The organism is Xenorhabdus indica (assembly GCF_014467235.1).
Taxonomy (GTDB): domain Bacteria; phylum Pseudomonadota; class Gammaproteobacteria; order Enterobacterales; family Enterobacteriaceae; genus Xenorhabdus; species Xenorhabdus indica.
Map to the genome: position 1 here is coordinate 30,382 of NZ_NKHP01000008.1, position 12,751 is coordinate 43,132.

Consider the following 12,751-nt stretch of genomic DNA (forward strand, 5'->3'; position numbering starts at 1 on the left):
AAATATTTGGCTGGTATAATATGAATTATAGTCCTCTTAGATATCCGGGGGGGAAAACTAAGTTAGCACCCCATATTAAAAATCTTATTGAAATAAATGGGATTAAAAGGTGCAAATATGTCGAGCCATACGCCGGTGGAGCTGGGGTTGCATTATCATTGTTAATAAATGGTTATGCTTCGCACATTCATATAAATGATGCTGATATTGCTGTTTATTCTTTCTGGAAAGTGTTAGTTGAAAACACTGATGAACTAATCGATTTTATTCAAAATATAGATGTATCAATTGAAACATGGCATAGACAAAAAGAAATATTAGCATCACCAGTTGAATACTCTACTTTAGAGTTAGGTCTTGCTACTTTCTTCTTAAACAGAACTAATCGTTCTGGAATATTAAAAGGAGGTGTAATAGGTGGAAAAAACCAAAATGGTAATTATAAATTGGATGCTAGATTCAATAAAACTAATTTGTTATCCAGAATAGAAAAAATACGAAATTTTAGAGACGCAATTACGGTTTCTAATGATGATGCTGCTGACCTGTTGATAAAGTTAAAATCCGAACTTACCGGAAACTCCATTGTTTATTTAGATCCACCTTATTATATTAAAGGACAAGGGTTGTACAGAAATTATTATAATCATGACGATCACGTTAAAATTATGAATATATTATCAGATGTAGATTTTAGATGGGTCGTATCTTATGATAATAATGATGAAATCAAAAAAATATATAATTGCTTTAGACAACATGAATACACATTGAACTATAGTGCTCAGTGTAAATCAAAAGGAAAAGAGGTAATCATATATTCTGATACACTTAACTTGCCTTCATATACCGACTCATAAAACATAATTATTTATTCTAAGGCTTCATATGTAATTGATTAATGAGAAACCCAAAAATCGTATGAAGCCTATTATTATCTATCATCCACTACTTAACCCATAATATATTTTAATATTTAATAAATAATACAATAAAAATTTTTAACATAATTATGTTATTATAAAAAAGCATAAGGATGTTAGATAATTAATAAAATATAAAAACTTAAAGAAATAAAGTCAATCGTTCAACTTTCCCTTCAAACATTGCCATTCCTTTTCAAGATACTTACGTAAAAATCTCCCCCTAATATTTTCTTTTACTCTTCTTATCTTATTACCTCCTGAGAGCTGTTTTCTCCGCAGATCCTGAATATCCTCCCAAAGCTGTTCACGATCAAAAAAAGTCCATACAGGAGGTACAGGAGTATAACCATTGGTATAGCACACCGGAGCCACCCACTCGAAGAAGACCATTTCAACATGCTCAATCGGAAAATGTTTTGTTACAGAAGCGATATAATCATAGTCAATTTCATTATCTACAAAAACATAAGATAACGCTTCACACAAATCTATATCTGTCAGTTGATTGCCCAACGAATAACCTCCTCTATTTCATCATCTAAAGCATCGGCAACAACCGAACCAGCAACATCTCCAGCTATGCTACCCAATAACACTACAGCAGTAGCACAAACGGGAGCACCAGGGCCACATAATGGAGCTACAGCTAAGCCAGCGAGACTTCCACCTGCCACTCCATTCCAATTTGTATACCTTGTTTGACCGCTTCTTTAGGTTTAGGTCGTTATCGATCTGTTTGCGCGTAAGCCCATTGGCTGGGCGATGTCACTCTCCCCAGATTCTGAATTGACGAAAAAGGCCTTAATAATGGTATTTGAATCAAAAGGGCGACCCGAAGGTGTGATTATTGACAATAATGTCACCGAGCGGGATATCCGCCCGTTCACCACCGGACGCAAGAATTGGCTGTTTTCCACGTCGGCAGACGGAGCCTTTGCCAGTGCGAATCTGTACAGCCTGGTGATGACCTGCCGGGCCAATGACATCAATCCTTATTTTTACTTCCGGCATATTTTTACAGAACTCCCCAGACGCCAATCTGGTGATCCCCTGCACGACCTGTTGCCGTGGAACGTGAACATCAGCGATATAATGTGAACTGCACGGTTTAATTGAGCGCTTACTTTAATACAGTAACCTGTGCTTGATACTTCTTATCCAGCTCCGTGTAATCTTTAACTTTTTTCTGATACTGCCAGTAAGTTAAACAGAGCAAGGTAGATAAAAATACCCATGCACCAACAGTGAAGATCTGACTGTTGAGTTTCATAGCAACTCAAACGCTTTTTCAAACGCTGCCTCAGAATAAGGTTGCCTGCCGTTCTCGTGCCGGATAATGGCTTTTGATAGTCCAATCAGCGTCGGTTTATTGATCTCAATCTTGTCGAACTGGCCTACATTGAGTGCCCTAGCAACACTGTTAATATATGCAGTGGTGTTATTTTCCGAGTTTGGGGCGTAGCGGTTGATGATTTTAGAGACACTGTTGTGCCCGCCTTTATGGTAATTACACAGCAACTTCATCAGTGCCCGAATACCATATTCCGGTGATTCAAATCGGCAGAACCGCTTTTCAATCTTCGGATCATGCTGCAATTGACCCTGCCAGTGATTCTTCGGGTTGTGATCGATATTGCCGGGATTATTATTGCGAATGCCTCTGCTCATCAGATTTTCCCTCGCTCATATTGCGCTAACTTACTGATATATAGATAGTGGATCTCAAAATTGAAATAAGGCCAGCTACGTTGACTCTGGCGAATTTCGTTTAGCAATAACTGCCATCAGTCCAATGATCTCTCAATCCCTGTAACACCCACCAGCGACGAACCTGATATAACATTACAACCAGGGGAAATACCTTCACACTGCTGAGGAGAGCGCAACACTGGCATGTTAACATATTAATATTTAATAAATTAATTTTATCAAAAAAGTCACATACCCCCAGTTGTACCCCCACATTATTTTGCTACATCAAGTCTGATAGTTTTTATGTGGAAATTAGATTTATAACTTTTTAATCATCACGTTAAAGCAAAAAAGCCATGAGATTTGGAAATGGTCAAATTTGGATGCCATTTCACGCTCAAGGCTTCATACAAACATTTATCATTTTTACGAACTAGATCACAAATTAAAACGGGTTATTCCTGTGGTTTAGAGCGGGCTTTCCTTTCTAATAATTCTCCAGTATGAAAATCGAAATAACGACTTGGCCAGATTTCTGAGGGATGGATGCCAAGATAATCAGCAATGATCCATTCGCCTTTAGGCCAAGGCCTACTGAATGCGTTTGCTAGTGTAGATGAACTAAGTCCCGACTCACGAGAAACAGCCGCTAAAGTTGTACCGCGTTTACGTAATGCGGCAATAATATCGGCCTGATGCCAATCATTTTTAACATTGTTATTCATTCCTGCTACCCCTTCCATTAATTAACATTGATGGTGGCGATTCAGACAGGGTTTGCAGACTGGGTTCACACCAGCGAGGCATAGCCTCCCCCGCCTGAATCACCATTGAAAGGGTGATAGCAAGCGCACTGGCAGAAACATCCTACCAGTGTTTGTGAACGCAAGGCTGCAAAACCTTGACCATTGGATTGTGCCAATGGCGGGTATACTTTAACTGATTGTTTTAGCAGACTCAATAACTGAACTGCTAAGTTGAACGGCTATAAACCCGCTCAATATAACGAACAGTGATCCAAATGCTTAATTTCCTAATCACTCAGTTCATTAATTTTCTTACTTATACCTGACAACATGCGATCTCTGGCGCGCGACAGTTCGGACAAAACAAAAAATATCTGCCTTACCCTTGATCGATATCTGTGCGCCAGAGTGAACGCAAGTTGAGGTATTGCGGGGCATCGGTTGAGTACACAGTACTGCCGCCTGTATTAACAGGTCATCCCCACCGGCTAAAGGCCAGCCTCGATATCGTCAATTTCTCCTTTTTCAATCTATAAAAAGCAGTGTCAGATTCACTGCGTGGTTAATCAGGCCAGAGCCTATCAGGGGTGTGTTGCCCTTTGACTGCGGCGTCACTTTCAGCGATAAATCCGCAAAAAGTGACGCCTTGAGTTCTGTAAACAGTTAGCAAAAATTGTGCAAACGTTGAAGTGCTATTAGGCACAGCAAAATGCCGTAAGGTTAAATATCAAAACGGTAGTCATGTTGATGGATTAGCTGTAGAAAAATTTACTGTTGAATAATTCAAACAGGGATAGATAAAAGTATGAACAGATACGCAAAAGCTATCCTGTTGTTCATTGAAGATAAATAGGATTTATGTTGATTTGAAACGCCAGTGTATGAACTCACGTTCAATACACTTCGGTAACCAGATAAAGATATCCTTTTGAATTATCTATTAGTTTAAGAGACCTTCATTGCCAGACGAGGGTTTAGGTGTCTTGACAATATCTGCTTCCAAAGGTGTGCAGATTTACCGCAATTCTTGCTCTCTCTTTCAGGCTACGAGAGTTTTATTTCGCCACCCGAAGGCGATCCTGACAGGCGATGGATCATTAGTGTAAGTGAAATATTAGCGGCTGTGGTGAGTAGGGTCAACAACTTATGTTATGGATTAATTAGAATTTAATCTGTCAAAGATAATTTCATAAAATGACTAATTTTGACAGTTTACTTTAACTCATTTAAGCCCCATTGTGTGTTGGTGCAACTAGTTGAGTTATATCGACAATCTATTTTTAGCTTGAATTTTAGATAAGGATTCAGCTAACTACACAGTGGCACTAAAACGGAAGAGACGATACTGATGAAACGAGTATAGCTGAACAAGGTGAAGAAATTATGATTGTGATATCTCCAAAGTACTCCAAGTAAAAAACTTTAAAATTACGGTGTTGCACTTAATATGTGAATCCAAGTCCCCAAACTATCTAAATAAAATTTAGACAACTAAACGCCCTTATTTAAAACAGTGGGCGTTTTTATTAAAAATTCATTAAAACGCAATTTAAATCTAAGCCAACCTTAAATATTGATTTCTGCTTTCAGCTCCATTCTCATTTTTTAACATCAAACTCAAAATCTTATCTACAACTATTTCAAAATCATCGTTCCCTGAAAATTCATTTCCCGGCGTCACTAAAGCAATATTCAATGCAGGAATTACCGGTTTAGATGAAATTATATTAAAGTCATCTCCGTGAAAATGGTTAACTTTCGATTCTTCATGTGGAATAATTAATGTCAAACCTAATAAAGTACTTTCGCCATCTCTTGAATGTAATCCATGAACATATTTCAATGTTAATTCTGGCAAATAATGTGAAAATGCTTTTTTAGGAGTAGTATATTTTGCATCTAAAATATAATGGAATATGCAGTTTCCTTTTCTTACTCTAAAAACAAAATCAGGAGAACGATAGGAAAATATTTTATGATGATTTCTTATGCGCAATGAATCATTATATAACGTCCATCCCTCAGTATTAACTAAATCAGCTGCCTCAGAATTTTTATTTTTAGACATCCAATATTTAGGTTCATATTGCAATGAAATCTCAGCCTCTCTAACTTGATAAGAAAAATCTAATTTTCCATCTTCACTTTCTAATATAGGTTGCATTTTTAAATTGTTATCTAATTGTTCTTTTAGATAAAACAAACAGTAATATTCAAATAATTTAGGAATGCTTTTGATAGATAGAAGTTCCTCTTGTTTGCTCCAATCAGGGCTACCAAATCTATACCAACTGATTATTTTATTAAAAAGAGAAAGATAAGCACGATTATATTTAACTTTCATTGTTAATGATGGAAGACCAACAATTCTTCTTTTCACTGGTATTACTTTTTGCATTTTATTTTGTATTCTATTTAATAAAAATAGAATGTCATTACATTTTATTATTTTCCTCTGGTTTATTTGTCTCTGGAACTTTTTAAGTTGACTAAAAAAACTAATGTAACCATTAGTCTCAGTGCGACTTTCTTTAGTAATTGAGTCAGAATCATATCCTGCAAGTAAACTTGAAACTGACATTTTTAAAGTATGGACAAATCCATGTATTACTTGATTCTCATAAATATCTGTATCATTGACAAGTACATTTTCCCTAATTTTTTTGCTACCAAAATAATCACCATTAAAATTAATAATTGCTCCTGCTTCATCTTCAGTTTCAAAAAGCTCTTCAACATTATCACATAACCATCCTAACGTTCGATCATCTATATTAGAACTTAATGTTGGGGTAATTAGTTTATAAGTTGATATTAATTTTTTAACAGGTTCTGCAAGAATATCATCAATAAGTTTAAGCAGTATATTAGTATTCTGCTCTATCCACTCTAGAAAAATATCGGCTGGGGTGTCACCATCTTTGTAGCCAGCATTACGGCGGGTCACTCTAAAAAATGCACATAACGCCTCATTATTATGCTTAGACAAAAATGATAACATTTGTTCAACACGCTCTGCATTAATCTTTTTTGCCAAAACATCAAGATTTTCTAACTCAATATATTCCGGCTGCTCACCAGTTGATAAAATAAGATACAGTTCTGCAACACCAAAATAATTATGGAAAAAACTTTCATAAATTCGTCCTCCTAATCTTTTAGGTATCCAAGAGTAGATCCATGCATTACTTTTTGAATCATACTCACACTGAGTGAACTCAACTTCATTTTCATGCAAAAGTAAAGATACTTGTGAGTAATCAATATTGCTTTTAAAATTAATAATAACCGCTTCGTCTTCAAGTAGATAAGGCATAGCATGCTGTGCATGATCCCTCGAATGGAGCACTATAGTGCTCCCTTTCCGAGATCCATTTAAAATTTGAAACTCCAACATAGCCATCACCACTTAGAAAAATGAATAAGAATCACCAAAAATATCACCATGATTTATTATATTATTTAAAGCAGTTTTAGAAATAGTAAAATCATACTCACTTAGCTTCTGTTCTAAATCAACTAATCTATCTTTAAAAGCACTTCCATATCCTTCAATTAATGGTAAAACATGCTGGCTAACCGCATAATCTAAAGGAGGTGTACGCATTTCTTCAATTTCATTTGCGATATGGCAATAACGTTTCATTGCATTAATTTTTCGCTGACTTACTCTTATTGAAGTAGTTCTTTTAAGTGGTACAGCAAGTGTTTCAATAATATTATTTAAAATATTTTGCTCCTCTTGTGTAAAAGAAGCATCTACAGATGAAATATTGAAGCATTCATCTAATTTTGAAAAATCCACAGCTCCATCATAATTGTTAAATTGTGATGGTATCCCACTAAAATTAAAATTATGATCCATCGTTATCACAGGTACCCTATCAATTAATCTAGGAGATAGCCTCTCTGTTGTAGAGTCATTATTTATAGTTGCAATAAACCGTATATTTTTACCTATATTAACATGGCGTTCATTGTTATTAGGAATACCTGTATCGATCATTCTATTTATCCCCTCAGGATCACACATACCCAAGAAATCTGACCAATAATGTTCTATACTGGATAAGTTAGCTTCATCTAAAAGAATAAGTTTTAAAAAATCATTATTTTTCTCATTTTTTAGAAAATCATATAATCCAGTTCTAGCTGGCTGGTAAGTGTCCTTGAGAGAATTATAAAAGCCTAAAATATCTCGTCCGGATACCCAAGCTCTTCCTACTGCAATATTTAAAAAATTAGTTCCATTAAATCTGAAGTCATCATCTGTTAATTTGAAGTGTTTTGCCAAACGTATAGCAGTAGATGTTTTACCTGTTCCAGGAGGGCCAGCTAAAATAGTCATAAGTGATTGTGATGTACATATCACCAAATTTGCCATTTCATCAAATGAGAATGTTCTTCCACCATCAGTATCAAAACATTGAATAAGATAATTAATATAATCACTTCTATTATCTTTCTCAAATGAAATATTCGATTTTTGAATGTCATTAATAATAATAGGGGCTATATCATTTTTTTTCTTATCGCCACGTAAAATTGTAGTTAACGTGCTTATTTCTGCTAATTTATCTGGTAACTGAGGTGATTCCAACATTGCCTTTTGAGTTATAAAAGCATTTTCAATCACACGGTTTTCAGTTTCCATTTCTTGCTTACGACGCTTTAAATAATCTAACTCTTTATTTAAAGAATTAAACTCTTTTATACTTTCATGCGAAGATAAAAATGTATCAATAGTTTTCTTATGCTCATTGATACTCTTTTCTAATTTTAAATTTTCTTCAGTCAATTCCTTTTGCTTTTCAAGAAGAGCTTGGTGCGCATCTTCATCTGACTGTTTTTTAATTTCCTCAATTCTTTCTTTTGCTTTTTTCTTTTCAAACTCAACCCTCTGATTCACATGTGCTAGTTCTTCTTTTTTTGAAAAAACCAGCTTTTCTATCTCTTTAATTTCAGTATTAAGTTCATTTTTTTTATTAACAAAATTCTTTTCTAATTCTGCATTTTTTTCTTTTAATAATAGATCTCTATTTTTTTCAAAATAATTATTTAGATAAATACTACCTTCTCTATTATCTGTTAAATATTCGCTTATAATATCATGACCATAGTCACTTTTATCTAAAAAATCAGATAATAGATTTTTAAGGCGTTCGAGTCTCTCATTATTACTTAATGCCTTATTTTTTTTAACATATTCTTCAATGCCTTGTGAAAGCCTCTGAGCTTCACTTTTTCCTAAAAGATAACTTTTCCCTTTACCAAAATTATTTTTAGTAAAATATGAGATAAGTCTCACGTCAGATATATAATCAATCTGCTCAAAAGAAATTGCTGAAATATCCTTCAAGTTTCTTAAAAAGGACTTTTCAGAACCTTTTACTTTAATTGTAACCAATCGATTATATTTCTTCAGTTCTGAAAGCGGAATTTTAGCAATGTAATCAGTATTAAGCTGCAAGGGTGATGGCGTTGTTAAAGGTGAAAGCAACCAACTATCATCCTGCTTAGTTGCCTTAAATGGGCCATAAATATTTTCCTTATCTCCAATAAAAAAATAATTATTTGGTAAGTCAAATGGATAGTCTATAAACCCTGTTGCAATGTCTGGAAGATCAATATTCAAAATAGGGATAAACAAATGCCTCTCTAAACGCTCACTCTTATTCCCTAAAGTATAGTGTTTTTGTAATCTTGGATTTCTTTTCCAATCATCATCGTCACTTTCAAAATATTCATTAATGATGAATATTTCATCACTTTTAAAAGACTGATTAATACTCATAAAATTTTTAGAGACAAAAATAGCACCATTTGGAAACTCACTGGATTGTATATCCGCCAAACTTCCATCTAGATTATAATGTGATAATGGAATTACTAACCCCATATCTGGATTTGCTGAATGATTTTCATCTTTTATAACAAGTAACCGGTTATCCATTAATACCTCCGTTATGATTTAATAATATTTTGCAGAAATTCAGGGCGAGAGCTTAAAAGGATGAATTTTAAACAATCTGATTAAATGAAGAACCAGTCAACATATAAACAAAACCAAGCTGTTCATTTATTGCTTGAAATTGGATTACATTGCATACAAATTAAGTTTAAAAAACACTCACTCTCTTACTGTGCAAAAACTCTTATAATAGTATTAAGTTACCCCAATTTTGTAAATGTATTTGCCCCCACCAAAACGGACACTCTTAACTTTACCTAAGCTGTAAAAGGATATAAAAAATTAACTGATAATAAGGAGGCTCAAAAAGTCCCTCTTACTATCGATAGTGATCAACCCCCAGTAATCTTCGCTCAGTGTAACTCGCAGGGTATGAATGATTATAGCTGGCACAAAGTCCTATCTGGTTAGGTTTCATTTAGATCACCAATAGTGCCAGCTAGAGTCTTATTTGGTAATCACATTGGTACAACTAGCGCGTTTTTATCCAGAATCAGGCTAAAGGTAATTCCCAATAATTTCGATGTAATAGTTCAACCCCATGCTGACGCGCTACGCTTGTCTTCTCCGAGTTACCGGGCTAATACATTAACCCAATAACTCGGAGAGCTGAAAAAACACCTGCCAGAGAAAACATTTTTACCTCCCCCTCCCTATTAAAGAATTATGGATAAAACTGTTCACCCTATTCACCTTTGAATAATTCCATTTAAATTCATAACCTTAAAGGGTGATGAGTTGAAATTAAACTATTCGCTACTCTTCACCCAACCGTTCACCTCCAACCAGAAAAAAGGTGAACAGTGATGAATAGTTGTGAACAGTTTAAAAATAACTATTCACCCTATAATACTTTGATATATTTGGTTTAAATTATAGGGTGAACAGTGGTGAACACTTTTTATATTTATTTGAAAAGTGGTGGTAATCAGAAAAAATTATTCTTCTGGCTGGCTATTCCTTGTCAGTTTCGGCATCCATTCGATAGCAGTATCAAGATTCAGGCTCAGATTGCTACGAATGCCCTGTTTGCTTTTCTTGCGTAAATATTGCTGGCTATATTCTGCCAATGCGCCCGGCATATCCATTCCGAAACGAGTCACGGAAACAGGTTTATTCAGGTTATTGCCTTTCATATAAGCAAGGTAGGCGTGATAGAGGTACTTACGGGGATTGAACGGCATAATTTCCGCATTGCCGATTAACAAACCGTCAGCTTCATGGGAAGCAATAAGATAACCGCAAAAATCGACCAGTGGATCTGTGCCGCGTTTGATATCCAGCGCCTCCGCAGATTTCTGCTGTTCTGCCAGTAAACGCCTTGCTGTTTGTGGATCAGCAAATCGATGCAGCAAATGCCGGATAATAACGGGCAATTCTGCTGCTATTTTATCTCGCAGGAGTAGGTCACGTTCATTTTCCGGTACAACCTCGGAAAAGTTGAAAATCACTCGACGCCGAGATACACCACCACTGCGATCACTGAAACTCATGGCATTATTGTTCACTGCCAGCACTACCGCAGGGATACGGGTTGAATAAGGTTGTTTATGCTTTGGATCGATAGCAACTTCATCGCCGCCAGTAATCGCCTTGATGCCGGAACCATCACCCACATAGCGAGTTTGGTCTGGCAGGATGATCAACGAATAGCCAACAATCAACGCCCGTTCCCGTGGATTTTCTAGTGCTGCCATACTTGCGGAAACGGTATTGCCTTTACCTGCCAGCATGGAACAAATTTCGGCAAAGATGCTTTTGCCACTGCCTCCGGCTCCGGTGACTTCCAGAAAGAGTTGCCAGTCATAACGGTTCGCCAACACCATAAACAGCGCTGCCAGCACTCTATATGCTTTGTTTTCACAGTTAGCTGTTGACTGATTGAGCCAGCGCCAGAATTGTGGCGCATGATCTAGCAGGGTTTCCCTCGAAACAGGGGAATTGAATTCAGTGTCATTGGCAAGCAATAACCAATCATTTTTACGGTGAGGCCGAAACTGGCAGACTTTCAGATCAAATACGCCATTACTAAACCCGATTAAGTGGCGTTCTGGTGGCTGCATCATGGGAAGTTGTAATTTCAGGGCATCTACGGCTGAACTAATACCATGTGGTGAATACGGTAGTTTCTCTTCCATAAAAGCAGCCACCATTTCCCGCCTTAAATCACGATCACTGACCGGACGCCAGATAATATCGTCATAGTGGTGAACGGTTTCCGAAGCACCATCCAGTGCCAGATCACCGTTATAACGTGCCAGTAATACTTCCCCACGCTGGCTGGCTCCCATCTGACATAGTGTCAATTTTGCAGGCTCGGTATCACTATTAAACTGAATAGCTGCTTTTTTCTTGATTGATGTCGGTTGATAAAGCCCCTGAGCAAAGGCTTGTTTTGCTATTTCTATACTGTATTGTTGGCGATAATCGTCCCAATCAGCTTTATACTCTGTAGGCGGTAACGTTACCCATCCGTTGATCGCTATGGCGGTTTTCTCTGCTGCAACCTTGCCGATATTCTTTTTCAGCCTGCCGTTTTTGTCTCGTTCTTCCGGTTCGTGCCAGTCGTTATCAGCGGCAATTATGATTCTGGAGTTTGGATACTGCTCTCTAACCTGCTCGGCAACATTCAATAGGTTACTTTCATCAATCGCTGCCAGTACCACGCCTTTATGTAATTGACTGACTGTTAAAGCTGTAGCATAACCTCCGGTAATGATGATTGTGTCCACCGTCCCGGTAATCTCAGTTACCAGAATAAAACTGCCTTTTTTCTGTGTACCTGCAACAAGTCGTTTTTCACCATTTGGCTTGATGGTATGTGCGCCAGTAATTGCGCCATCCAGTGTCTGAGTTACCAGCAATAAAGAACCGTCTTTTAACAATCTCTGATTGGAGTATTGCAATCCCTTTTTCATCAGATATTGAGATTCCCCCGCAACAGCAGTGGCAACCAGTGTCGCGATACGTTCAGCAATTGGCTTAGCGTTCCTAGTCAGCGTTTTGGCTGATTTGGATTCTGGCAAAGGCAATACCAGCGCATCCGCAACAACTTTTGCAGCCTCAAAAATCGAGATCCGGTTAGTTTTTGCTACTAAATCCAGTCCATCACCATAGTTCGGAGCATCACACTGGCGGCAATGCCAGTTGCCATGATGGTGATCGTCGATAAAGTGGAAACGGTCATTACCACCGCATACAGGGCAAGCGCCATGTTTTCCCTTGCCGGGAATATCAATACCACATGCTGGCAGCAGATTTTCCCAGTGATACATGGCGGATTTTTTCACAGACTGGATAAAATCGAGTGGTTTTTGTTCGTCTGTTTTATCTGAAGATGTAAATTTGGGGTGAGTTTGGTTATGCTGTATGTCAGCCATCATCGTTACCTCGTTTAACGATTTGGTTAGACGCCT

General features: G+C 36.9%; 10 protein-coding genes and 2 pseudogenes. 2 read left to right on the forward strand and 10 right to left on the reverse strand.

What is annotated here, in order from left to right; all coding sequences use genetic code 11:
- The first annotated feature begins 20 nt into the window (after positions 1-20).
- Positions 21-860 carry a DNA adenine methylase gene (locus tag Xind_RS08110; protein ID WP_187649819.1) on the forward strand — a complete coding sequence of 280 codons (840 nt, stop codon included), beginning with the start codon at positions 21-23 and terminating at the stop codon, positions 858-860.
- Between the two features lie 219 nt (positions 861-1,079).
- Here Xind_RS08110 and Xind_RS08115 read toward each other — a convergent pair whose 3' ends face one another.
- Together Xind_RS08115 and Xind_RS08120 are read right to left on the reverse strand one after the other, a co-directional pair.
- Positions 1,080-1,439, reverse strand: a complete 360-nt coding sequence (locus Xind_RS08115) for a DUF7079 family protein (protein WP_187649820.1) — start codon at positions 1,437-1,439, stop codon at positions 1,080-1,082.
- On the reverse strand, positions 1,424-1,600 hold the full coding sequence (locus Xind_RS08120; protein WP_187649821.1) for a hypothetical protein: 177 nt from the start codon (positions 1,598-1,600) through the stop codon (positions 1,424-1,426). The genes Xind_RS08115 and Xind_RS08120 overlap by 16 nt, the downstream gene beginning before the upstream one ends.
- Before the next feature lie 46 nt (positions 1,601-1,646).
- On the opposite strand from Xind_RS08120, the pseudogene Xind_RS24045 reads away from it, so the two are divergent.
- Positions 1,647-2,024, forward strand: a pseudogene (locus tag Xind_RS24045) (transposase domain-containing protein); the annotation flags it as partial.
- 22 nt (positions 2,025-2,046) lie between these two features.
- On the opposite strand, the gene Xind_RS08135 reads toward Xind_RS24045, so the two are convergent.
- From Xind_RS08135 to Xind_RS08165, 8 genes and pseudogenes are all read right to left on the reverse strand, one after another.
- Entirely contained in the window at positions 2,047-2,196 is a 150-nt protein-coding gene (locus Xind_RS08135) for a hypothetical protein (protein ID WP_187649822.1), read from the reverse strand.
- On the reverse strand, positions 2,193-2,594 hold the full coding sequence (locus Xind_RS08140) for a structural protein (RefSeq protein WP_187649823.1): 402 nt from the start codon (positions 2,592-2,594) through the stop codon (positions 2,193-2,195). Before Xind_RS08140 ends, Xind_RS08135 begins: the two co-directional genes overlap by 4 nt.
- A 479-nt stretch (positions 2,595-3,073) precedes the next feature.
- Entirely contained in the window at positions 3,074-3,343 is a 270-nt protein-coding gene (locus tag Xind_RS08145) for a helix-turn-helix domain-containing protein (RefSeq protein WP_187649824.1), read from the reverse strand.
- A 65-nt stretch (positions 3,344-3,408) separates the two neighbouring features.
- Complete coding sequence (locus tag Xind_RS08150) at positions 3,409-3,579, reverse strand: hypothetical protein (protein ID WP_169926702.1); 171 nt, start codon at positions 3,577-3,579, stop codon at positions 3,409-3,411.
- A 1,096-nt stretch (positions 3,580-4,675) separates the two neighbouring features.
- Positions 4,676-4,800: pseudogene (locus tag Xind_RS21110) on the reverse strand (IS982 family transposase); the annotation flags it as partial.
- Positions 4,801-4,919: 119 nt separating this feature from the next.
- Positions 4,920-6,761: a DUF2357 domain-containing protein gene (locus Xind_RS08155; RefSeq protein WP_187649825.1), complete on the reverse strand. Its 1,842-nt coding sequence runs from the start codon at positions 6,759-6,761 to the stop codon at positions 4,920-4,922.
- Between the two features lie 12 nt (positions 6,762-6,773).
- Entirely contained in the window at positions 6,774-9,317 is a 2,544-nt protein-coding gene (locus Xind_RS08160) for an AAA family ATPase (protein WP_187649826.1), read from the reverse strand.
- A 956-nt stretch (positions 9,318-10,273) separates the two neighbouring features.
- Positions 10,274-12,715, reverse strand: coding sequence for a DUF5906 domain-containing protein (locus Xind_RS08165; protein WP_420856066.1), 2,442 nt, complete (start codon positions 12,713-12,715; stop codon positions 10,274-10,276).
- Positions 12,716-12,751 lie beyond the last annotated feature (36 nt).